21 protein-coding genes are annotated in these 22,094 nt (G+C 72.1%); 14 read left to right on the top strand and 7 right to left on the bottom strand.

All coding sequences use genetic code 11. The features are described 5' to 3' along the window. Positions 1-85 precede the first annotated feature (85 nt). Positions 86-1,138, top strand: coding sequence for a recombinase RecA (recA, locus tag PP1_RS08605; RefSeq protein ID WP_010224787.1), 1,053 nt, complete (start codon positions 86-88; stop codon positions 1,136-1,138). A gap of 2 nt (positions 1,139-1,140) precedes the next feature. Next, on the top strand, positions 1,141-2,331 hold the full coding sequence (locus PP1_RS08600; RefSeq protein WP_010224785.1) for a regulatory protein RecX: 1,191 nt from the start codon (positions 1,141-1,143) through the stop codon (positions 2,329-2,331). A gap of 15 nt (positions 2,332-2,346) precedes the next feature. Here PP1_RS08600 and PP1_RS08595 read toward each other — a convergent pair whose 3' ends face one another. Continuing rightward, positions 2,347-3,306, bottom strand: coding sequence for a LysR family transcriptional regulator (locus tag PP1_RS08595; RefSeq protein ID WP_029239203.1), 960 nt, complete (start codon positions 3,304-3,306; stop codon positions 2,347-2,349). An 87-nt stretch (positions 3,307-3,393) separates the two neighbouring features. Here PP1_RS08595 and PP1_RS08590 point away from each other — a divergent pair, with 87 nt between their 5' ends. The 6 genes from PP1_RS08590 (at position 3,394) to PP1_RS08565 (ending at position 10,693) form a co-directional block, all read left to right on the top strand. Continuing rightward, a complete protein-coding gene (locus tag PP1_RS08590; protein WP_083680480.1) occupies positions 3,394-4,116 on the top strand; it encodes a succinate dehydrogenase cytochrome b subunit in 723 nt (240 codons plus the stop codon). 3 nt (positions 4,117-4,119) lie between these two features. Further along, positions 4,120-6,087 carry a fumarate reductase/succinate dehydrogenase flavoprotein subunit gene (locus tag PP1_RS08585; RefSeq protein ID WP_010224779.1) on the top strand — a complete coding sequence of 656 codons (1,968 nt, stop codon included), beginning with the start codon at positions 4,120-4,122 and terminating at the stop codon, positions 6,085-6,087. 11 nt (positions 6,088-6,098) lie between these two features. Further along, positions 6,099-6,848 (top strand): succinate dehydrogenase/fumarate reductase iron-sulfur subunit, encoded by a 750-nt coding sequence (locus tag PP1_RS08580; protein WP_010224776.1) that lies wholly within the window; start codon positions 6,099-6,101, stop codon positions 6,846-6,848. Positions 6,849-7,202: 354 nt separating this feature from the next. Beyond that, the gene (locus tag PP1_RS08575) at positions 7,203-8,015 is read left to right on the top strand and encodes a hypothetical protein (protein WP_010224774.1); all 813 of its coding nucleotides are present in this window, start codon (positions 7,203-7,205) and stop codon (positions 8,013-8,015) included. Positions 8,016-8,021: 6 nt separating this feature from the next. Continuing rightward, entirely contained in the window at positions 8,022-9,920 is a 1,899-nt protein-coding gene (locus tag PP1_RS08570; protein WP_010224773.1) for a fumarate reductase/succinate dehydrogenase flavoprotein subunit, read from the top strand. Then, complete coding sequence (locus tag PP1_RS08565) at positions 9,917-10,693, top strand: succinate dehydrogenase/fumarate reductase iron-sulfur subunit (protein ID WP_010224771.1); 777 nt, start codon at positions 9,917-9,919, stop codon at positions 10,691-10,693. Before PP1_RS08570 ends, PP1_RS08565 begins: the two co-directional genes overlap by 4 nt. Before the next feature lie 338 nt (positions 10,694-11,031). Here PP1_RS08565 and PP1_RS08560 read toward each other — a convergent pair whose 3' ends face one another. After that, a complete protein-coding gene (locus PP1_RS08560) occupies positions 11,032-11,328 on the bottom strand; it encodes a hypothetical protein (RefSeq protein ID WP_010224323.1) in 297 nt (98 codons plus the stop codon). 194 nt (positions 11,329-11,522) lie between these two features. On the opposite strand from PP1_RS08560, the gene PP1_RS08555 reads away from it, so the two are divergent. The 4 genes from PP1_RS08555 to PP1_RS08540 are packed head-to-tail and all read left to right on the top strand — an operon-like array spanning position 11,523 to position 15,371. Continuing rightward, positions 11,523-12,239 (top strand): alpha/beta fold hydrolase, encoded by a 717-nt coding sequence (locus PP1_RS08555; protein WP_249265953.1) that lies wholly within the window; start codon positions 11,523-11,525, stop codon positions 12,237-12,239. A 7-nt stretch (positions 12,240-12,246) separates the two neighbouring features. After that, the gene (locus tag PP1_RS08550) at positions 12,247-12,576 is read left to right on the top strand and encodes a hypothetical protein (protein ID WP_010224319.1); all 330 of its coding nucleotides are present in this window, start codon (positions 12,247-12,249) and stop codon (positions 12,574-12,576) included. A gap of 45 nt (positions 12,577-12,621) precedes the next feature. After that, complete coding sequence (locus tag PP1_RS08545; RefSeq protein WP_202796285.1) at positions 12,622-14,625, top strand: dipeptidyl-peptidase 5; 2,004 nt, start codon at positions 12,622-12,624, stop codon at positions 14,623-14,625. Continuing rightward, positions 14,622-15,371 carry an AAA family ATPase gene (locus tag PP1_RS08540; RefSeq protein WP_010224315.1) on the top strand — a complete coding sequence of 250 codons (750 nt, stop codon included), beginning with the start codon at positions 14,622-14,624 and terminating at the stop codon, positions 15,369-15,371. The genes PP1_RS08545 and PP1_RS08540 overlap by 4 nt, the downstream gene beginning before the upstream one ends. 60 nt (positions 15,372-15,431) lie before the next feature. On the opposite strand, the gene PP1_RS08535 is transcribed toward PP1_RS08540, so the two are convergent. The 4 genes from PP1_RS08535 to PP1_RS08520 form a co-directional block, all read right to left on the bottom strand. Continuing rightward, positions 15,432-16,310, bottom strand: a complete 879-nt coding sequence (locus tag PP1_RS08535) for an amino acid ABC transporter permease (RefSeq protein WP_010224313.1) — start codon at positions 16,308-16,310, stop codon at positions 15,432-15,434. Positions 16,311-16,377: 67 nt separating this feature from the next. Then, positions 16,378-17,025, bottom strand: a complete 648-nt coding sequence (locus PP1_RS08530; RefSeq protein WP_010224311.1) for an amino acid ABC transporter permease — start codon at positions 17,023-17,025, stop codon at positions 16,378-16,380. 81 nt (positions 17,026-17,106) lie between these two features. Further along, a complete protein-coding gene (locus PP1_RS08525) occupies positions 17,107-17,994 on the bottom strand; it encodes a glutamate ABC transporter substrate-binding protein (RefSeq protein ID WP_010224309.1) in 888 nt (295 codons plus the stop codon). A 108-nt stretch (positions 17,995-18,102) separates the two neighbouring features. Beyond that, entirely contained in the window at positions 18,103-18,831 is a 729-nt protein-coding gene (locus PP1_RS08520; RefSeq protein WP_010224307.1) for an amino acid ABC transporter ATP-binding protein, read from the bottom strand. Positions 18,832-18,966: 135 nt separating this feature from the next. On the opposite strand from PP1_RS08520, the gene PP1_RS08515 reads away from it, so the two are divergent. Continuing rightward, complete coding sequence (locus PP1_RS08515) at positions 18,967-19,650, top strand: response regulator transcription factor (protein ID WP_010224305.1); 684 nt, start codon at positions 18,967-18,969, stop codon at positions 19,648-19,650. A 17-nt stretch (positions 19,651-19,667) separates the two neighbouring features. Then, positions 19,668-21,095: a sensor histidine kinase gene (locus PP1_RS08510; RefSeq protein ID WP_010224303.1), complete on the top strand. Its 1,428-nt coding sequence runs from the start codon at positions 19,668-19,670 to the stop codon at positions 21,093-21,095. Between the two features lie 12 nt (positions 21,096-21,107). On the opposite strand, the gene PP1_RS08505 is transcribed toward PP1_RS08510, so the two are convergent. Next, the gene (locus tag PP1_RS08505; RefSeq protein WP_010224301.1) at positions 21,108-22,094 is read right to left on the bottom strand and encodes a TAXI family TRAP transporter solute-binding subunit; all 987 of its coding nucleotides are present in this window, start codon (positions 22,092-22,094) and stop codon (positions 21,108-21,110) included.

Below are 22,094 nucleotides of genomic sequence, written 5' to 3'. Positions count from 1 at the left end.
TGTCGGGGGTACCCCATACCGTTGCGGTGTGCCTCCCCGAAAGACAGCAGCAGACCCCGATCGCCGACCAGCGAGGAGTCAAGAGATGTCCGCTCCGGACCGCGGCAAGGCGCTGGAACTCGCCCTCGCCCAGATCGAGAAGAACCACGGCAAGGGTTCGGTGATGCGTCTGGGCGACCAGACCCGCGTCCCGATCAGTGCCATCTCCACCGGATCCATCGCGCTCGACGTCGCACTCGGCGTCGGCGGGATCCCCCGCGGCCGTGTCGTCGAGATCTACGGCCCGGAGTCCAGCGGTAAGACCACGGTCGCGCTGCACGCGGTGGCCAGCGCGCAGGCCGCCGGTGGCGTGGCCGCGTTCGTCGACGCCGAGCACGCGCTCGACCCGGAGTACGCCAAGGCGCTCGGTGTCGACACCGACGAGCTGCTGGTCTCCCAGCCGGACACCGGTGAGCAGGCGCTGGAGATCGCGGACATGCTGATCCGCTCCGGCGCGCTCGACGTCATCGTCATCGACTCGGTCGCCGCGCTCGTGCCGCGCGCCGAGATCGAGGGCGAGATGGGCGACAGCCACGTCGGCCTGCAGGCGCGGCTGATGAGCCAGGCGCTGCGGAAGATCACCGGTGCGCTGAGCACGTCCGGTACCACCGCGATCTTCATCAACCAGCTGCGCGAGAAGATCGGCGTGATGTTCGGGTCCCCGGAGACCACGACCGGTGGTAAGGCGCTGAAGTTCTACGCGTCGGTCCGGATGGACATCCGGCGCATCGAGACCCTGAAGGACGGCACCGACATGGTCGGCAGCCGGACCCGGGTCAAGGTCGTGAAGAACAAGGTGGCCCCGCCGTTCAAGCAGGCCGAGTTCGACGTGCTCTACGGCGTCGGGATCAGCAAGGAGGGTTCGCTGATCGACGTGGGTGTCGAGCAGGGGATCATCCGGAAGTCCGGTGCCTGGTACACCTACGAGGGCGACCAGATGGGGCAGGGCAAGGAGAACGCCCGGAAGTTCCTCAAGGAGAACCCGGACGTCGCCGCCGAGGTCGAGAAGCGGATCAAGGAGAAGCTCGGGATCGGCGCCGTCGTCGACGCCGAGGAGGCCGCTCCGGTCGAGGCGCTGCCCGCCCCGGTCGACTTCTGAGCGTGCCCGGGGAGCAGGAGGCGTCGTCCGTCTCGCTGGACGACCTGTTCGGCGGGTCGGGGAGCCGTGCGGACGACTCCTCCGGCGAGGTGCACGACGGGTTCCCGGAGGGTGACACCGACGGGGCCGAGGCCACCGGTGCCGGGGCCGCGGCCGAGCCGGACAGCGGTGACGCCGACCAGGCTGCTGCTCACGGGGGAGACGAGGCCCCGCCCGCTCCCCGGCGTCTCGCGTTCGAGGAGCTGAGTGCCGGTGGGGAGGCAGACGCCGGTGCCCCGCTCCCCCTGACGGTCGGCGAGCTCACCGAGGACCGTGAGCCGCCGCCCGAGGACGACGGCCCGCGGGTCGTGTCGTTCGACGGCCTGTCCGGCTCCCGCGGGGCGCGCCCCGGGGGGAGCGACCGGCGGTCCCGCCGGACCGGCCCGTCGGACCGGGACGGGCGCCGCGGGGCCGATCGCCGTGGCTCCGGCGGTCGACCGGAGGGAAACCGTCCGGATGGCGACCGACCGGGCGGCTCCGACGACGTGGCCGGCCCGAGTGAGGAACGGGACGAGCCGGGGGACGACACCGCCGGGACCGGGCGCGCGGCGCGCGGCCGGGGCGGCCGAGGTGCTCGTGGCGCCCGGACCGGTCGTGGCGGCCGGGGACGCGGATCGACGCCCCCGCCCGACGAGACCCCCGCCGAGCAGGAGACGCGGGCCAAGGACATCTGCCTGCGCCTGCTGACCGACCGGGCGCGCACCGTCAAGGAGCTCGGCGACGCCCTGAGCCGCAAGGAGATCCCGGACGACGTCGCGCGTCGCGTCCTCGAGCGGTTCGACGAGGTCGGCCTGATCGACGACAAGGCGTTCGCCGACCAGTGGGTCCGCTCCCGGCACCGCCACCGCGGCCTCGGGAAGCGGGCCATCGCGCTCGAACTGCACCGCAAGGGCGTCGACCGCGAGACGGCCGACGAGGCGCTCACCGAGATCGACGAGGACTCCGAGCGCGAACGTGCCCGTGAGCTGGTCACCCGGCGCCTCCGGGGTCTGCCCGTCGGCTCCCGGGAGGAGCAGCAGTCGACCGCGCGCAAGCTCGTCGGGATGCTCGCCCGCAAGGGCTACGGCCCCGGTGTCGCCTACGGCGTCGTCAAGGAGGAGATCGCCGCCGCGGGCGCCGACACCGACGAGCTCGGCGAGCCACCGGAGGACTGACCGGCTCGGGCCGGTTCAGCCCAGGAGCTCCCGCCCGCTGCGATGCCGGTGCAGCACCTGCACGTCGTTCGTCCCCTCCCGCAGTGACGCCGACGTGTCGGACATGTGCTCCAGCAGGGTGTCCGCGAACGCGATGACCGCCGGCGTCGGTGCGATGTCCGCACGACGGGCCAGCGCGACGGTCCGGTGCAGTGCCGGGGTGAGCACCGTGCGCCGCAGCCGGGGTCGTCCGATGAACACCAGGTCGGGCACCACCGCGACGCCCGTCCCGGCCTCCACCATCCGCAGCACCGCGTCCATCTGGCCGCCCTCGACCGCGATCCGGGGCGTCACCCCGGCGACCGCGTACGCCCGCAGCGTGACCTCACGCAGGTCGTAGCCCTTCCGCACCATGACCAGGTCGTGCTTGGCGAGCTCCGGAACCGCGATCGACCCGCGCGAGGTCAGGGGCCGCCGTGCCCGCGGCGACGCGACCGACAGCCGCTCCCGGAGCAGGGGAGCCGAGTGCAGGGCGGGGTCGACGCCGTCCGGCGGGACGATCACCAGCGCGACGTCGAGCTCGTTGCGCACCAGCGCCGTCTCCAGCGGCTGCGACCCGTCCTCCGCCAGCTCGACGGCGATCTCCGGGTGCCGGGCGTGGAACACCCGCAGCACGTCCGACAGCACGCCGATGCACAGCGACGGCGTCGCCCCGACCCGCACCCGGCCGCTGCGCAGGCCCACCATCTCCGCGACCGTCGAGCGGACCATGTCGGAGTCTGCGAGCATCCGCTGGGCCAGTGGCAGTACGGCCTCGCCGGCCGGTGTCAGCGTCACGACCGACCCGCGGTTGATCAGCGGGGCACCCAGCTCGCTCTCCAAGGCGCGCAGGGACTTGCTGAGCGTCGGCTGCGCCACACCCACCAGGTCGGCCGCACGAGTGAAGCTGCGCACGTTCGCCACGGCGACGAAGTACATGAGCTGCTGAAGTGTCACGTGCATAGCCTACGGCTATGACAGTTGACCGCTCGATGCATTGGACGGTCCCACTCGTTGGTATGTCCACTGGTCTCCGTGGTCACCATGTCCGAGAAGTCCCGGGCGGGCGGTGCAGCCAAGACTGCAGCCAAGCCCCGGCGTCCGCGCACGCCGAGCGCGTTCCTGAAACTCGTGATGGCGGTGAGCGGCGTCTTCCTGCTGCTCTACGTCGTCCTGCACATGATCGGCAACCTGAAGATCTTCTTCGGGCCGGAGTCGATCGATCACTACGCGGCCTGGCTGCGCACGATCCTCGAGCCCGCGCTGCCCTACGGCGGCATGCTCTGGATCGTCCGCGTGGTCCTGCTGGTGTCGGTGATCGCGCACATCTGGTCGGCCACCGTGCTGGCCCTGCGCGCGAAGCGGGCCCGCCCGATCAAGTACGCGGGTGGTTCCTACAAGGTCAAGGGCAGCTACGCGGCCCGCACCATGCGCTGGGGCGGGGTCATCATCGTGCTGTTCGTGATCTACCACCTGCTCGACCTCACGGCGGGCACGCTCAACCCGAACGGCGTGCACCTGCAGGCGTACGACAACCTCGCGGCCGACTTCACCCTCGACCGCTGGTACGTGACGCTGTTCTACGTGCTGTCCGTCGTCGCGCTGGGCTTCCACGTCCAGCACGGCATCTTCTCCGGCATCCAGACCCTCGGGTGGTCCAGCAACAGCCGTGAGCGCACCATCAAGACGGTGGCCACGGTGTTCGCCGTCGTGCTCACCCTGGGGTTCGTCTCGGTGCCCCTCGCCGTCACGTTCGGAGTGGTCTGATCCATGACTGACGCCAACACCCACCACGTGTCCTACAGCGACTACACGACCGGCGAGCCGGTCGTCGACAAGGCCGTCCCGTCGGGTCCGATCGAGACCCGCTGGGAGCGCCGCCGGTTCGGCGTGAAGCTGGTCAACCCGGCCAACAAGCGCTCGAAGAAGATCATCGTCGTCGGTTCGGGGCTCGCCGGCGGTGCCGCCGCGGCCACCCTCGGCGAGGCCGGCTACCAGGTCAAGAACTTCTGCTACCAGGACAGCCCGCGGCGCGCGCACTCGATCGCCGCGCAGGGCGGCATCAACGCGGCGAAGAACTACCGCAACGACGGCGACAGCGTCTACCGGCTGTTCTACGACACCGTGAAGGGCGGCGACTTCCGCGCCCGCGAGTCGAACGTCCACCGGCTCGCCGAGATCAGCCGTCAGATCATCGACCAGTGCGTCGCGCAGGGCGTCCCCTTCGCCCGCGACTACGGCGGCCTGCTCGACACCCGCTCGTTCGGCGGCGTGCAGGTCTCCCGGACCTTCTACGCCCGCGGCCAGACGGGCCAGCAGCTGCTGCTCGGTGCCTACCAGGCGCTGGAGCGTCAGGTGCAGGCCGGGACGGTCGAGATGTTCACCCGGCACGAGATGCTCGAGCTGATCGTGGTCGAGGGCCGGGCCCGCGGCATCGTCGCCCGTGACATGGTCACCGGCGAGATCGAGGTGCACACCGCGGACGCGGTCGTCCTCTGCACCGGCGGCTACGGCAACGTCTTCTACCTGTCGACGAACGCCAAGGGCTGCAACGTGACCGCCTCCTGGCGGGCGCACCGCAAGGGCGCGCTGTTCGCGAACCCGTGCTTCACCCAGATCCACCCGACCTGCATCCCGGTCTCGGGTGACCACCAGTCGAAGCTGACCCTGATGTCGGAGTCGCTGCGCAACGACGGCCGGGTCTGGGTCCCGAAGAAGCTCGGCGACGAGCGTGGCCCGAACGAGATCCCGCACGAGGAGCGCGACTACTTCCTCGAGCGCAAGTACCCGGCGTTCGGCAACCTGGTGCCCCGCGACATCGCGTCCCGGGCCGCCAAGGAGGTCTGCGACGAGAAGCGTGGCGTCGGCCCGGGCGGGCTCGGCGTCTACCTGGACTTCGACGACGCCATCCAGCGGCTCGGCCGCAAGGCCGTCGAGGCCAAGTACGGCAACCTCTTCGAGATGTACGAGCGGATCACGGGGGAGAACCCGTACGAGGTCCCGATGCGGATCTACCCCGCCGTGCACTACACGATGGGCGGCCTCTGGGTCGACTACGACCTGCAGTCGACCGTCCCGGGCCTCTACATCGGCGGCGAGGCGAACTTCTCCGACCACGGCGCGAACCGCCTCGGGGCCTCGGCGCTGATGCAGGGCCTGGCCGACGGCTACTTCGTCCTGCCGGTGACCATCGGTGACTACATCGCCACGCACAACCTCGACGACGTCCCGGAGGACGCACCCGAGGTCGTCGAGGCCGTGAAGTCGGTGACCGACCGGATCGACCAGTTCCTGTCGATCAACGGCACCCGCACGGTGGACTCGTTCCACCGCGAGCTGGGCCAGATCATGTGGGACTACTGCGGCATGGAGCGGACCGAGGACGGCCTGCGCAAGGCGCTGGACCGCATCCCCGAGCTGCGCCGCGAGTTCTGGAGCAACGTCAAGGTGCCGGGTACCGGCGCGGAGCTGAACCAGAGCCTCGAGAAGGCCGGCCGGGTGGCCGACTTCCTCGAGCTCGGCGAGCTCATGTGCCTGGACGCGCTCGTGCGTCGCGAGTCCTGCGGCGGTCACTTCCGTGGGGAGAGCCAGACCGAGGACGGCGAGGCGAAGCGCGACGACGAGAACTTCTCCTTCACCTCGGCCTGGGAGTACACCGGCCGCGGGCAGGCTCCGGTCCTGCGCAAGGAAGAGCTCGTCTTCGAGTACGTGCACCCGACCCAGCGCAGCTACAAGTAAGGCGAGCAGACGTGAAACTGACTCTGAAGGTGTGGCGTCAGCGCGACGCGGTCGACAAGGGTCGCCTGGCCACCTACGACGTCGAGGCCGACGAGGACATGTCGTTCCTCGAGATGCTGGACGTGCTCAACGAGAGGCTCATCCTCTCCGGCGACGAGCCGGTCGCGTTCGACCACGACTGCCGTGAGGGCATCTGCGGTGCCTGCAGCATGGTCATCGACGGCCAGCCGCACGGCCCGCAGCGGGCGACGACCACCTGCCAGCTGCACATGCGGCACTACTCCGACGGCGACACCATCGTCATCGAGCCGTTCCGGTCGGGGTCGTTCCCGGTGATCAAGGACCTGGTCGTCGACCGGGGCTCCTTCGACAAGATCATCCAGGCGGGCGGCTACGTCTCGGCGAACACCGGCTCGGCCCCGGAGGCCAACGCCAACGCCGTGCCGAAGGCGCAGGCCGACCGCTCGTTCGCCGCGGCGAACTGCATCGGCTGCGGTGCCTGCGTCGCGGCCTGCCCGAACGGGTCGGCGTCGCTGTTCCTGGGGGCGAAGCTGACCCACCTCGGGGAGCTGCCGCAGGGCCAGCCCGAGCGGTGGGAGCGCGTCGTCAACATGGTGGAGACCCACGAGGACGCCGGCTTCGGTGGCTGCACCAACACCGGCGCCTGCGCCACGGCCTGCCCGAAGGAGATCCCGCTCGACGTGATCTCCCAGCTGAACCGCGACTACCTCGCGGCCACGGTGGGCGGCAGGAAGAAGTGAGCCGGGGCGGCCTCGTGCCGCACCGGGGACCGACGGCCCGGTCCACCTCCGCACGCGGGGGTGGGCCGGGCCGTCGGCGTGCAGGGTGGGGCCGCACGACGGCGCCGGCGGCCGTCACGCTCCGCGGATCGGCTCTCGACGGCGCGTGACCTGTGAGTCACGTCTCGATCCGGGTCACATTCCGGATGCCGACGTAGATCACATGTGATCCGGGTCGTACGCTCTGGCGACCGTCGTGCTCCTCGTGCGACGGACGAGGATCGACAGGACACGGCGTCGTGTCAGGTGTGTCGGGCCGGGACCCCCGGGGCGACGGGGCCGCCGACGTCGTCGAGACGACAGGAGCTCCCGCGCGTGTCATCCACCACTGACACCAGCGGCCGGACCGGCTCGGGCCGGGCGACGATCGCCGCACGCACGCTGCGCACCGACAGATGGTGGCTACCACCGCTCGCGACGTTCGTCGCGTTCGTGGCCTGGGTGGCCTACGCGACGGTCCGCGCGTTCATGCAGGACTACTACTACGTCGCCGAGTACGGCTACCTGACGCCGTTCTACTCGCCGTGCGTCTCGGTCGGCTGTGTCGAGGGCGCCGCGCACTTCGGCAGGTTCCTGCCGGACGTGTGGTGGCTGCCGTACGCGGCGATCTCGCTGCCGTTCCTGCTGCTGTTCCGGCTGACCTGCTACTACTACCGGAAGGCCTACTACCGGGCGTTCTGGCTGTCCCCGCCGGCCTGTGCGGTCGCGGAGCCGCACCAGCGCTACACGGGTGAGACGCGGTTCCCGCTGATCCTGCAGAACGCGCACCGCTACTTCTTCTACATCGCCGGGCTCATCACGCTGGTCAACGCCTACGACGCGGTGGTCTCCTTCGCCAAGCCCGGCGGCGGGTTCGGCCTGGGGCTGGGCAACATCATCCTGGTCGTGAACGTCGTGCTGCTGTTCGGCTACACGCTGTCGTGCCACTCGTGCCGCAGCGCGGTCGGCGGCCGGCTCAACCACTTCTCGAAGCACCCGGTCCGTTACAAGCTGTGGACCCAGGTCTCGAAGCTCAACACCCATCACATGGGGTACGCCTGGGCGACGCTGGTCAGCCTCGCCCTGACCGACTTCTACGTCATGGCCGTCTCCGCCGGCTGGATCTCCGACCTGCGGATCGTGGGGTGACCTGAGATGTCCGAAGAGATCGAGCGTCACGAGTACGACGTCGTCGTCATCGGGGCCGGTGGTGCCGGCCTGCGGGCGGCGATCGAGGCGCGGCTGCAGGGCAAGCGGACCGCGATCATCTCCAAGTCGCTGTTCGGCAAGGCGCACACCGTGATGGCCGAGGGCGGCTGCGCGGCGTCGATGGGCAACGCCAATCCGAACGACAACTGGCAGGTCCACTTCCGCGACACCATGCGCGGCGGGAAGTTCCTCAACAACTGGCGGATGGCGGAGCTGCACGCCAAGGAGGCCCCGGACCGGGTCTGGGAGCTCGAGACCTACGGCGCGCTGTTCGACCGCACGAAGGACGGCAAGATCAGCCAGCGGAACTTCGGCGGGCACACCTACCCGCGGCTGGCGCACGTCGGGGACCGCACCGGGCTCGAGCTGATCCGCACCCTGCAGCAGAAGGTCGTCTCGCTGCAGCAGGAGGACTTCGCCGAGACCGGCGACTACGAGGCCCGGATCCGGGTCTTCCACGAGTGCACCATCACCGAGCTGTTCACCACCGACGGCGCGATCTCCGGGTGCTTCGGCTACTTCCGCGACGACGGCCGGTTCGTCCGGTTCGACGCGCCGGCGATCGTGCTGGCGACCGGTGGCGTCGGGAAGAGCTACTCGGTCACGTCGAACTCGTGGGAGTACACCGGCGACGGCCACGCCCTGGCCCTGCGGGCCGGCGCCTCGCTGATCAACATGGAGTTCCTGCAGTTCCACCCCACCGGGATGGTGTGGCCGCCGTCGGTGCGGGGCCTGCTGGTCACCGAGTCGGTCCGCGGCGACGGCGGCGTGCTGCGCAACACCGACGGCGAGCGGTTCATGTTCTCCTACGTCCCGGACGTGTTCAAGGAGCAGTACGCGACCTCCGAGGAGGAGGGCGACCGCTGGTACACCGACCCGGACAACAACCGGCGCCCGCCGGAACTGCTGCCACGGGACGAGGTCGCCCGGGCGATCAACTCCGAGGTGAAGGCCGGCCGCGGGACCGACCACGGCGGCGTGTTCCTCGACGTCTCCACCCGGCTGAAGCCCGAGGAGATCCTCAAGCGGCTGCCGTCGATGCACCACCAGTTCAAGGAGCTGGCCGACGTCGACATCACGAAGGAGCCGATGGAGGTCGGCCCGACCTGCCACTACGTGATGGGTGGCGTCGAGGTCGAGCCGGACACCGCGATGTCGCGGGTGCCGGGACTGTTCGCGGCCGGTGAGGTCGCCGGCGGGATGCACGGCTCCAACCGGCTCGGCGGGAACTCGCTGTCGGACCTGCTGGTGTTCGGCCGCCGCGCCGGGCTGCACGCCGCACAGCACGCCGACCGCGGCCGGCCCGTCGTCGCGGAGGCCGACGTCGACCGGGCCCTGGACCGCGCGCTGCTGCCGTTCTCCACGGCGACCGAGGGCGGGGAGAACCCGTTCGTCGTGCAGCAGGAGCTGCAGAAGACGATGCACGAGCTCGTCGGGATCATCCGCAAGGGCGACGAGATGGAGATGGCCCTCAAGAAGCTCGAGGACATCGCGACCCGGACCCGGACGGTCTCGGTCGAGGGGCACCGGCAGTTCAACCCGGGCTGGCACCTGGCGCTCGACCTGCGGAACATGCTGCTGGTCTCGCTGTGCGTCGGGAAGGCGGCCCTGGAACGCCAGGAGTCCCGCGGTGGGCACACCCGCGACGACCACCCGGTCATGGACTCGGACTGGCGGCACCTGCTGCTGGTCTGCTCCGCGCTGGGCGAGGACAACGTCGAGCTGACCCGGCAGGAGCAGATCGCGATGCGGTCCGACCTGTTCGACCTGTTCGAGATGGACGAGCTGAAGAAGTACTACACCGGTGACGAGCTGGGCGGTCACCGTGCGGAGGGATCCCAGTGACCAGTACCGAGAAGGGCACCCACCTGCAGCACTTCCGCGTCTGGCGGGGTGACGACACCAAGGGCGAGCTCGTCGACTACCCGGTCGAGGTGAACGAGGGCGAGGTCGTCCTCGACGTCATCCACCGCCTGCAGGCGACCGAGGCAGGAGATCTCGCCGTCCGCTGGAACTGCAAGGCCGGGAAGTGCGGCTCCTGCTCGGCCGAGATCAACGGCCGGCCGCGGCTGTTGTGCATGACGCGGATGAACACGTTCGACGAGAACGAGGTCGTCACCGTCACGCCGCTGCGGACCTTCCCGGTGATCCGGGACCTGGTGACCGACGTGTCGTTCAACTACACGAAGGCCCGCGAGATCCCGTCGTTCGTGCCGCCGGAGGGCGTCGAGCCGGGCGAGTACCGGATGCAGCAGGTCGACGTCGAGCGGAGCCAGGAGTTCCGCAAGTGCATCGAGTGCTACCTGTGCCAGAACACCTGCCACGTGGTCCGCGACCACGAGGAGAACAAGGAGGCGTTCGCCGGGCCGCGGTACCTGATGCGCACCGCCGAGCTCGACATGCACCCGCTCGACGCGCACGGCAACCGCGCGGTCGAGGCGCAGGAGGAGCACGGCCTGGGGTTCTGCAACATCACCAAGTGCTGCACCGAGGTCTGCCCCGAGCACATCAAGATCACCGACAACGCGCTGATCCCGATGAAGGAACGGGCGGTCGACCGGAAGTACGACCCGCTGGTCTGGCTGGGAAGCAAGATCTTCCGACGGCCGGGGTCCTGAGAGCTGCCCCGCGGCGCGGCGGGCGTCGGCCCGTCCGCGTCGGCGCCGCCGTCCGTGTCCCCGTCCGTGTCGCCGTCCGGGTCGCCGCCCGCCGGGCGGTGCCGCGGACCAGGGGGTCCGCTGAGATCGCTGCCTGGGGCAGCGAGTTCGCCGGACACACCCGGTGCGGCAGTGGGCGGGGACGGCGCGGGCGAGACCGGTCGGCGGTCACCCGAGCGGCTCGCCCCCCCCGTCGTCCCGGGGCGGCCGTCATCGCCCGGCGCCGTCGTCACAGCCCGGCGCCGTCGTCACAGCCCGGCGCCGTCGTCGCGGCAGGGCGGCCCGGCGGAGCTCCGGCCTCAGCGCCCCATCGAGCGGCGGATCTCCTCCAGCCGGTCGGCGGCCTTGCGCTCCCGGTCGGCGAAGGCGTCCTCCGCCTCCCGGGCGCGGGTGTCCCCGCCGGCGAGCTCCTCCGCGGCGGCGGCCGTCGCGGCGCGACCCTCGATCCGGTCGCGCACGAACTCGAAGGTCGGGGCACCGGACTCCGTGTAGTCGCCGACCGGGCCGACCGGGCCGACCGGGCCGGCCGGCTCGACGGGGTCGCCGGGCACGTCCGGGTCCGGCACGGCGGGCGGGTTCGGCGTGGGCTCGCTCATCGGCACTCCTGACGGACGGGCCACCGAGCGTACCGGCGGCCCGGCGGCCGCGGAGAAGCGGCACCGACGAGAAGCGGCACCGACGAGAAGCGGCACCGACGAGAAGCGGCACCGACGAGAAGCGGCACCGACGAGAAGCGGCACCGACGAGAAGCAGCACCGACGAGAAGCAGCACCGACGAGAAGCAGCGCCGATGAGTTCCGGCGCCGGCGCCGGTCGTAGGACCATGACGACGTTCGCGCTGGTGCCCGGGGCCGGGACCGACACCTGGTACTGGGGCCCGCTGATGTGGGAGCTGACCGGCCGGGGACACCGCGCCGTCCCGGTCGACCTGCCCTGCGACGACGACGGCGCCCGCCTGGAGGACTACGCCGACGCCGTCGTCGAGGCGGTGAAGGCCGGGGGTGACGGGGAGCCGGACGACCTGGTCGTCGTCGCGCACTCCTTCGGCGGGTTCACCGCGCCGCTGGTGTGCGACCGCCTCGCCGTGCGCGAGCTCGTGCTGGTGACGGCGATGGTCCCGGCACCCGGCGAGCCCGCGTCCGGCTGGGGTGCCGCCACCGGGGCCGCCGCCGCGCTGGCGGACCAGGACGCGCGGGACGGCCGGGACCCCGACGACGTCGTCGCCCTGTTCTTCCACGACGTCCCCGACGAGGTCGCCGCCGAGGCGCTGCGCCACGACCGCGACCAGTCGTCGACGGCGTGGGAGCAGCCGTGGCCGCGGGACGGCTGGCCGGACGTCCCGACCCGGTTCCTGCTGTGCCGCGACGACAAGCTGTTCCCGTCGGCGTTCATGCGGACCGTGGTGGCCCGCAGGCTGCGCGGTGTCGTCCCCGAGGCGGTCCCGGGCTCGCACCATCCGATGCTCTCGCACCCCGCGCAGCTGGCCGGGACGCTGCTGGGGCGATGATGCCCGGGTGGCGCGCACGCGGATCCGGGAGCTGGTCGTGGTGCACGACGCGCGCTGCGCCGCGTGCTCGCGGATCGCGCAGGAGCTGCCGGGCTGCGTGACCGTCCGGGTGCGCGCACGGTCCTGCCGGGAGCCGCGGCTCGCCGAGATCTACCCGAATCTGCCCGCCGACGTCGCCGGGTGCCGGGTGCCTGCCGTCGGTGTCGTGCGGACCGACGGGCAGGTCCGCTGGTGGCCGGGCATGCGCGGGGTGCTCGGTATCGCGCCGGTCCTGCGGCCCGGGTCGCTGCCGGTCGCGGTGCGGCTCCTGCGCGAGGCGGTCGCGGCCCGCCGCTGACGGGGGCGTGTCCCGGACCGTCGCCGAGCAACTAGCGTGGGTGCCGTGACGATCTCGGGCTACGGGTCCTGGCCGACACCGGTGACGTCGGAACTGGTGGTGACGGCCGCGGTGCGGCTCGGCGACGTCCGTCCGGACGGCGCCCCCGGTGCGGAGGGCACCGGCGTGATCTGGGCCGAGGGCCGCGCGACCGAGGGCGGGCGCATCCAGCTCGTCCGCCGCACCGACGACGGCACCCGCACCGACCTGCTGCCCGACGGCGCCAACGCGCGCACCGCGGTCCACGAGTACGGCGGCGGTGCCTGGTGGCTGCACGCGGGCAGCCCCGGCGTCGTCTGGTACGTCGAGTGGGCCGACCAGCGGCTGTACCGGCTCGACCGCGGCGCCGCACCGGTGGCGCTGACCCCGGAGCCGGACGTCCCGCGCGGTGACCGCTACGCCGACGGCGACGTCGCGCCCGACGGGTCCTGGCTGGTCGCGGTGCGCGAGCACCACCCGTCCGCGGGCTGCCCCGCCACCGACGTCGTCAACGAGATCGTCCGGCTCGACGCGCGCGAACCGTCCGCGCCGGAGGTCGTCGTGACCGGCCCGGACTTCGTCGCCGCGCCGCGGATCTCCCCGGACGGCGCGACCCTGGCCTGGCTGTCCTGGGACCACCCGTCGATGCCGTGGGACGACGTCGAACTCACCGTGCGGGACCTCGCGTCCGGGGTGGACGTCGTCGTCGCGGGCGGGCCCGGGGAGTCGGTCACCGAGCCGCAGTGGCAGCCCGACGGCTCGCTCACCTTCCTGTCCGACCGCACCGGCTGGTGGAACCTCTACCGCTGGATGCCCGGCGAGGACATCGAGCCGCTGGTCCGGACCGACGCGGAGATCGGTGTCCCCGGCTGGGCGCTCGGCGGGTCCCGCTACACCCTCCTCGACGACGGCCGGGTCGTGTTCGCGCGGTCGTCGCACGGGTTCGACGCGCTCGCCGTCCGCGAGCTGAACGGGCAGATCTCCGAGCTCGACACCCCGTTCTCGGCGATCGGGTCGGTGCGCGCCGACGGGCCGCACGCCGTGGTCTGCGTGGCCGGCAGCCCGACCGCGGAGCCGGGCGTGCACCGCGTCGTCCCCGCGCCGGCGAGTGCGGGGGAGCCGGGCGCGGCCGGGGTGCAGACGCTGCGGCCGCCGCGGGACCTCGGCCTGCACCCGGAGACGATCTCGGTCCCGGAGCCGATCCAGTTCCTGTCGTCCGACGCCGCGGGCAGCCCGCGCACCGGCTACGCGCTGTACTACCCGCCGCTCGGGATGGGCGACGCCCCCGAGGGCGAGCTCCCGCCGCTGCTCGTCGTCATCCACGGCGGGCCGACCGGGTCGGCGGTGCCGGTGCTCGCCGTCGGAGTGCAGTACTGGACGAGCCGCGGGTTCGGCGTCGTCGACGTCGACTACGGCGGCTCCACCGGGTACGGGCGCGCCTACCGCGAGCAGCTGAAGGGCGCATGGGGCCTGGTCGACGTCGCCGACTGCCTCGCCGCCGCGCGGACGCTCGCCGACACCGGCCGGGTCGACCCACAGCGGATGGCCATCCGCGGCGGGTCCGCGGGCGGGTTCACCACGCTCGCCGCGCTGGCCCGGGAGGACACCCCGTTCTCCGCCGGTGCCGACCACTTCGGCGTCGCCGACCTGGCAGCGCTCGCCGCGGACACCCACAAGTTCGAGTCCCGCTACCTCGACGGTCTCGTCGGCCCCTGGCCCGGCGCCCGCGACGTCTACACCGAGCGCTCCCCGCTCACGCACGTCGACGCGTTCTCCACGCCGCTGATCGTGTTGCAGGGCGACGAGGACGCGATCGTCCCGCCGAACCAGTCCGAGATGATCGTCGACGCGCTGCGCGAGCGCGGGGTGCCGGTCGCCTACCTCCTCTTCGCCGGGGAACAGCACGGCTTCCGGAAGGCGGAGAACATCCGCCGGGCGCTCGACGCGGAGCTCGCCTTCTACGGGCGGGTGTTCGGGTTCGGCCTGCCCCCCGAGGAGGGCATCGAGCCGGTGGAGATCGAGAACCTGTGACCACGGGGCCGCGCGGGGGCCACTTCGTCGCCCGGGTGTCGCTCGCCCCGGACGCCCCGGCCGACGGCTACCCGTTCGACCTGCCCGCCGTCCGGTGGCTGCGCGAGCACGGCGCCCTGCCGCTGTACCCCGGCGTCACGTTCCTCGTCGGCGAGAACGGGTCCGGCAAGTCGACCCTGGTCGAGGCGCTCGCCGTCGCGATCGGTCTGAACCCGGAGGGCGGGTCACGCTCGTTCCGGTTCGCGACCCGCGGCAGCGAGTCGGACCTCGGCGCGCACCTGAGGGTCGCGCGGCGCCCGGGGCGGGAGCGGACCAGCTTCTTCCTGCGCGCCGAGTCGTACTACAACGTGGCGACAGAGGTGGAGCGACTCGACCGGGCGGGCGGGCCGCCGCTTCTGCCGGCCTACGGCGGGTCCGGCCACGAGCGGTCCCACGGCGAGTCGTTCGTCGCCCTGCTCAACCACCGCTTCGGCCCGCGCGGGCTCTACCTGCTCGACGAGCCGGAGGCCGCGCTCTCGCTGACGGGCGCGCTCGCCGTCCTGCGCCGGATGACCGACCTGACCGGGCAGGGCAGCCAGTTCGTCGTCGCGACGCACTCACCGGTGCTGCTCGCCCTGCCCGGCGCGACGATCCTGGAGATCGGCGACGACGGTGCGATCCGGAAGGTCGGCTACGACGACGCCGCGCCGGTGGTACTCACCCGCGGGTTCCTCGCCGACCCGGACGCGTTCCTGCGGCACCTGTAGACGCCGACGAGCCCCGGGGACGCGGGGTCCCCGGGGCTCGTCGTACAGAGGCTGTCCGGCTCAGGTGATGCCGCCCGCGCCCGACGGCATCGCCGGCGCGACCTGGTCCGGACCCTGGGTGCTCGTCGCCCGCGGTCCGCGGGCGAGCCGCTTCTCCACCAGCCGGGAGAGACCGGTCAGGATCAGGCACAGTCCGATGTAGATGACCGCGATGACGATCGCGACCGGGAGGATCGGGGCACCGAGCTGGTTCTGGCTGCCGAGGAAACGCGCCTGGTAGAGCAGCTCCGGGTAGAGGATGATGAACCCGAGCGCGGTGTCCTTCAGGACCACCACGAGCTGCGACAGGATCGTCGGCAGCATCGACCGGAACGCCTGCGGGAGCAGCACGTTCGTCATCACCTGGGTCTTGCGCAGCCCGAGCGCGTAGGCGGCCTCCCGCTGCCCGCGCGGCACCGCGTTGACGCCGGCCCGGAAGACCTCGGCCAGCACCGACCCGTTGTAGAGCATCAGGCCGAGCACCACGGCCCAGAAGGCGTCGATGTCGATGCCGAGGCCCTGGGAGAGCCCGAAGTACAGGATGAAGATCAGGACCAGCAGCGGGATGGCACGGAAGAACTCGACGATCGCCGTCGCCGGTCCGCTGACCCACCGGTGGTCGGACAGCCTGCCGCCCGCGAACACGGCCCCGAACACCAGGGAGAGCACCGCGGCGACGAGGAACGCGCTGACGGTCGCCCACAGCGCACCCAGCAGGATGTACTGGATGTTGACGTAGGTGATCCACTCCCACAGGCGCGGGGAGAACTGACCGGCGTCGTAGAACCGCCACAGGACGAACGCGACGATCGCGACGACGGCGGCGACACCGACGACGCCGAGCGCCCGGTTCCGCCGGACCGCGGCCGGTCCGGGCACGTCGTAGAGGACGCTGCTCATGTCGCCTCCCCGGTGGGACGGACGTCGGCGGGCATGGTCGGTGCACCTCCGGTGCGTGTCACGGCGGTCACCGGGCGACCCCCCACCGCGCGTCGAGGCGGCGCTGCAGCAGGGTCAGCGGCGCGACCAGGATGATGAAGAACAGCGCCACCCAGAGCAGGCCGACGAGCACGTTGTACCCCCGCTCGGAGAGGACGCTGTACACGTTGCCCATGTTGAACACCGCGAAGCCGGACGCGATGGTCGTGTTCTTCAGCAGGGCGATCTGGACGTTCGTCATCGGGGGCACCACGGCGCGGACGGCCTGCGGCAGGACGACCTGGCCGAGCGTCTGGGTGAAGGTGAACCCGAGCGCGCGGGCCGCCTCGGCCTGGCCGACGGGGACCGTGTTGATCCCCGAGCGGACGACCTCGCAGACGAAGGCCGCCGTGTAGAGGGTCAGACCGATGCAGGCGAGGGCGAAGAACGGGAGCTCCACCAGCTCCAGGCGCGGGTAGGCGAAGGCGAAGAAGAACAGGACCAGGGTGAGTGGCGTGTTCCGCATGACCGTCACGTACGCGGACCCGAAGCTGCGCAGCGCCGGGACCGGGCTGACCCGCAGGCCCGCGACGAGGGTGCCCAGCAGTAGCGACCCGATCGCCGCGATGACGAACAGTCCTACCGTGCCGACGAGCCCGCGCCAGTACACGTCGATGTTGTCCAGCAGGACGTCCACCGCGGTGTTCTCCTTCCGTGCTCGTCCGCCCCGGCCGGGCGTGCGGTGACGGGGTCACCGCACGCCCGGGGAGCGGGTGGGTCAGTAACGCTCGATCTGCGGCGGGTCGGCCGGGGTGCCCGACTTGCCCAGGGTGCCGTCGTAGATCGTCTTCCAGGTGCCGTCGTCGATCGCGGTCTGCAGCAGGTCGTTGACCTTGGTGCGGAACGCCGTGTCGTTGAGCGGCACGCCGATGCCGTAGGGCTCCTCGGAGAAGGTCTCGCCGACGACCTTCAGCTGCTCCGGGTTCTGCGAGGCGTAGCCGAGCAGGATCGCGTCGTCGGTGGTGACGGCGTCGACCTGGCCGTTGATCAGTTGGTCGACACACTGGGTGTAGGTCTGGAACTCGACGATGCTGGTGGTGAGGTTCTGGTCCCGGACCCGCTGGATCGGGGTCGAACCGGTGACCGAGCAGACCGTCTTGCCCTGCAGGGTCTGCGGCCCGGTGATCTCGTTCTCGTCGGCGCGGACCAGCAGGCCCTGGCCCGCGGTGTAGTACGGGCCGGCGAACCCGACGCGCTGCTTGCGCTTGTCGTTGATCGTGTAGGTGCCGACGTAGTAGTCGACCTCGCCGCGCTCGATGACGTCCTCGCGGGCCGCGGACGGGACGACCTTCCAGTCGATCTGGTCCGGCGCGAAGCCGAGCCCGCCGGCGACCGTCTTCGCGACGTCGATGTCGAAGCCGGAGAACTCACCGGTGGTCGCGTCACGGAAGCCGAGGCCGGGCTGGTCGTCCTTCACACCGACGACGACGCGGCCGCGCTGCTGCATCGCCTGGAAGGTCGGCGAGCCCTCGACGGTCACGTTCTGCGCGACGACCGGCTCGTAGCCGGACCCCGCGGCGCCGGGCGAGCCCTCCTGGCCACAGCCGGCCAGTGCCAGGGCGGCGGCCATGGCGGCCGCCACCAGGATCCGGGTTCTCTTCATCATGATCTCCGCTCGTGAACGGGTGGTGGGACGGGTGCCGCGGGTGCGGCGGGACGGTGCTCCGGTGACCGGCGGCCGGGGAGCCGCTGCCGGTCGGGGCCGGACCTCGGCTCAGTGGCTGAGGATCTTGCCCAGGAAGTCCTTCGCGCGGTCGCTGCGCGGGTGGGTGAAGAAGTCGTCCGGTGTGGAGTCCTCGACGATCTCGCCGTCGCTCATGAACACCACCCGGTGCGCGGCCCGGCGGGCGAAGCCCATCTCGTGGGTCACGACGACCATCGTCATGCCCTCGGAGGCCAGCGACGTCATCGTGTCCAGGACCTCGTTGACCATCTCCGGGTCCAGTGCGGAGGTGGGCTCGTCGAAGAGCATCACCTTCGGCTTCATCGCCAGCGCGCGGGCGATCGCGGCCCGCTGCTGCTGCCCGCCGGAGAGCTGGGCCGGGTACTTGTCGCGCTGGTTCGCGATACCGACGCGCTCCAGCAGGGCCAGGCCGGTCTTCTCCGCCTCGGCCTTCGACACCCCGCGGACCTTGATCGGCGCGAGCGTGACGTTCTCGAGGATCGTCTTGTGCGCGAACAGGTTGAACGACTGGAAGACCATTCCGACGTCGGCCCGGAGCGCGGCGAGCGCCTTGCCCTCGGCCGCGAGGGGAGTCCCGTCGATCTCGATCGTCCCGGTGTCGATGGGCTCCAGCCGGTTGATCGTCCGGCAGAGTGTCGACTTGCCGGAACCGGACGGGCCGAGGACGACGACGACCTCACCCCGCGCGACCTCGAGCTCGATGTCGCGGAGGACGTGGAGGTCGCCGAAGTGCTTCTGCACCCCGGTCATCCGGACCATGGGGGTGCGGGACTCGGGCGTGCTGGTCATGCTGCCTCCGGACATGGCGAGAGCCTGGACGGAACGGACACCGCAGTCCACCACCTTGAGGAAGCCTTAGGGTCTCGGCCACGTAACGGAAGGGGCGGTGCGCGGGTGCACATCCTGCTCATCGAGGACGACGACAGGGTCGCGGCCGCGCTGCGTCCGGCGCTGCACCGGCACGGGATGACCACGACCCGGCTCGACCACGGCCGCGGGGTGGTCGACCACCTCGACGGGGTCGACGTCGTCCTGCTCGATCTCGGGCTGCCCGACGCCGACGGCCTCGACGTCTGCCGTGAGATCCGGGCGGTCAGCGAGGTGCCGGTCCTCATGGTGACCGCCCGTGGCGAGGTGACCGACCGGATCGCGGGCCTGCACACCGGCGCCGACGACTACCTGGTGAAGCCCTACGACATCGGCGAGCTCGTCGCCCGGGTGCACGCGGTGCAGCGCCGCCGCAAGGTGCGCGACGACGGCACCGCGGCCCCGGCTGGTGCGGCGCCGGTGGCGGTGGGGGACGTCCGCATCGACCCGGAGCGGCACGCCGTCACGGTCGCCGGTGAGGAGGTCGTGCTCACCCGCAAGGAGTTCCAGGTGCTCGCGCTGCTCGCCCGCGCCGACGGCGCCGTCTGCACCCGGGCACAGATCGTCGCCGAGGTGTGGGGGCGCGGCTGGGCCGGTGCGAACCGGACGCTGGACGTGCACGTCGCGACCCTGCGCACCAAGCTCGGGCGGCCCGAGCTGATCCGGACCGTCCGGGGCGTCGGGTACCGCTTCGCCGCCACCGAGGACTAGGCGACCGGGGGAGCGGGATGCGGAGCCGGTTGCTGCTGGTCGTCCTGGTGCTCGTCGGGCTGCTCGCCGCCGGGCTCGGGGTGCCGCTGGCGCTCACCGACGCCCAGCGCAGCCAGGAGGAGGTCTTCACCGACCGGCTGACCGACACGATCTCGTTCGCCTCCGCCGCGCAGCGGCCGCTGATCGAGTCCCCGGACGGGCGGTCCGCGACGACGGCGTTCACCGCCGAGATCACCCGCTACGACGAGGTGTACGACGTCGCCGTCGCCGTGTTCGACCGGTCCGGCGCGCTGCTCGCCTCCTCCCGCCCCGCGGAACGGCTGCCGGAGCTCGCCGGCGACCCGGCCGCCCGGTTGCAGGTCGCGCTGGCCGGCCGCCGCTCGGCCACCGAGCCGCTGCTGATGCCGTGGGACGACCGGCCGATCGTGCTGGCCGAACCCGTCCTGGTCGACGGCGAGGTGGTCGGCGCCGCGATGACGGTCTCGCCGACCGACGCGCTGCGCTCGGCCGAGCTGCGCACCTGGTCGGTGATCACCGGCGCGGCGCTGCTGGCGCTGCTCGCCGGGACCCTCGTGGCACTGCCGCTCACCGCGTGGATCCTGCGCCCGGTCCGGCGGCTCGACGAGGCGATGGGCCGGGTCGGGACCGCGGTCGTCGCGGGCGGCCCGCCCGGTCCGCCGATCCGCCGCAGCGGACCGCCGGAGCTGCGGTCGCTGTCCGGGTCGTTCGACCGGATGACCGAGACCGTCCGGGAGGCGATCGCCGCGCAGCGCGCCTTCGTCGCCGACGCCTCGCACCAGCTCCGCAACCCGCTCACCGCTCTCCGCCTGCGCCTGTCCAACCTGGACGGCCGGGTCGATCCGGGCGCGGCCGACGAGCACCTCGCCGCGATGGAGGAGGCCGAGCGGCTGTCCGGTGTGCTGGACGGGCTGCTCGCGCTGGCCCGGGCGGAGCGGACGGTCGAGACGGGTGCGGAGGCCGCCGGGACCGAGCTCGACGACGTCGTCGACGACCGGGTGGAGAACTGGCAGCCGCTGGCCGAGCACAACGGGGTGGAGCTGCGGCGCAGCGGGCCGCGGGGGATGCGGGCCCGGATCGGCACGGCCGGGCTGGAGGGGGTGCTCGACGCGGTGCTCGACAACGCGCTCAAGTACACCCCGCGGGGCCGCCGGATCCGGGTCGCGACGCTGCGGGTCGCGGGCCGGGTCGGGGTCAGCGTCGTCGACGGCGGGCCCGGCATGCCGGACGAGGACCGTGCCCGGGCCACCGACCGGTTCTGGCGCGCGCCCGGCCAGACCAACGTGGAGGGCAGCGGGCTGGGACTGGCGATCGCCGCCCGGACGGCGGCGGCGGTCGGCGGGACGCTGGCCCTCGACCCGGCACCGGGCGGTGGCCTGCGGGTCACGCTGTGGCTCGATCCGGTCCCGGAGCACCCGGATCCGTGACCGCGGCGCCGGTCAGTACCCCTTGGTCGAGCGGTAGAACTCGACGGCGCCCGGGTGCAGTGCGATCGGCTGGGTGCCGATCGCCGAGCGCGAGTCGACGGTCACCGCGGCCGGGCTGGCCTGGGCGAGCCGGGGCTGCCCCTCGAACGCGGCGTCGATCAGCGAGCGCGCCGTCGTGTCGGGCATGCCGGCGGTCGCGAGCAGCACGTTGCGCACCGACAGGCACGACACCGGGCCGGGCAGGCCGTAGGTGTTCGCGGGCACCGTGCCGACCGAGTAGACCGGGAACCGCTCCCGCATCCGGTCGAGCACCGCGCCGAGGTCCAGCAGCCGGATCGGCAGCTCGTCGGCCAGCTCCCGGATGCCGTCGGTCGGGACCCCGCCGGACCAGAAGAACGCGTCGATCCGGCCGCCGCGCAACGCCTCCACCGCGTCCGGCAGCCCCAGGCCGGCCTGCTCGCCGAGACCCGCGGTCCCGATCCCGGCGACGTCGAGCAGGCGCAGCGCGATCGGCTGGTAGCCGCTGCCCGCCGGGCCGATCGACACCCGGGCGCCGCGCAGGTCGTCGAGCGAGCGGTACCGCGAGTCCCGCCGGACGACGACGTGGGTGACGTCGTCGTAGAGCCGCGCCAGCGCCAGGGGCTCCGTCGCTCCGGTGACGCCCGCGGCGACGTCGGCGGCGACGTCGACCTGGCTGATCGCCACGGTCGCGGCGCCGGAGACGAGCAGCTGCATGTTCTGGGTGCTGCCCGCCGTGGTCAGCACCTCGGTGCTCGTCGCGGGGCCGAGCCGTTCCTGCCAGAGGGCGGCCAGCGTGCGGGCGAGCGAGATGTAGACGCCGGGCTGCACGCCACCGGCGATCACCAGCCGGGACGGTGGCGCGGGCCCGGTGCAGCCCGCGACACCGAGGGCACCGAGCGAGACGCCCGCCGCCAGCCCGGCCCCGAGCAGGGCGCGGCGTGACAGGGCGCGCTGCGCCGTGCCGCCCCCGGTCGTCAT

The sequence above is a fragment of the Pseudonocardia sp. P1 genome (genome assembly GCF_000178675.2).
Taxonomy (GTDB): domain Bacteria; phylum Actinomycetota; class Actinomycetes; order Mycobacteriales; family Pseudonocardiaceae; genus Pseudonocardia.
The sequence above is the reverse complement of the archived record's forward strand: the minus strand, read 5'-3'. Positions and strand labels throughout refer to the sequence as shown.

Excerpts from the sequence above, each read along its gene's own strand:
- recA (WP_010224787.1), top strand. The coding sequence starts at position 86 with ATGTCCGCTCCGGACCGCGGCAAGGCGCTGGAACTCGCCCTCGCCCAG.
- PP1_RS08590 (WP_083680480.1), top strand. The coding sequence starts at position 3,394 with ATGTCCGAGAAGTCCCGGGCGGGCGGTGCAGCCAAGACTGCAGCCAAG.
- PP1_RS08585 (WP_010224779.1), top strand. The coding sequence starts at position 4,120 with ATGACTGACGCCAACACCCACCACGTGTCCTACAGCGACTACACGACC.
- PP1_RS08570 (WP_010224773.1), top strand. The coding sequence starts at position 8,022 with ATGTCCGAAGAGATCGAGCGTCACGAGTACGACGTCGTCGTCATCGGG.
- PP1_RS08560 (WP_010224323.1), bottom strand. The coding sequence starts at position 11,328 with ATGAGCGAGCCCACGCCGAACCCGCCCGCCGTGCCGGACCCGGACGTG.
- PP1_RS08555 (WP_249265953.1), top strand. The coding sequence starts at position 11,523 with ATGAGTTCCGGCGCCGGCGCCGGTCGTAGGACCATGACGACGTTCGCG.
- PP1_RS08535 (WP_010224313.1), bottom strand. The coding sequence starts at position 16,310 with ATGAGCAGCGTCCTCTACGACGTGCCCGGACCGGCCGCGGTCCGGCGG.
- PP1_RS08525 (WP_010224309.1), bottom strand. The coding sequence starts at position 17,994 with ATGATGAAGAGAACCCGGATCCTGGTGGCGGCCGCCATGGCCGCCGCC.
- PP1_RS08520 (WP_010224307.1), bottom strand. The coding sequence starts at position 18,831 with ATGGTCCGGATGACCGGGGTGCAGAAGCACTTCGGCGACCTCCACGTC.
- PP1_RS08510 (WP_010224303.1), top strand. The coding sequence starts at position 19,668 with ATGCGGAGCCGGTTGCTGCTGGTCGTCCTGGTGCTCGTCGGGCTGCTC.
- PP1_RS08505 (WP_010224301.1), bottom strand. The coding sequence starts at position 22,094 with ATGACGACCGGGGGCGGCACGGCGCAGCGCGCCCTGTCACGCCGCGCC.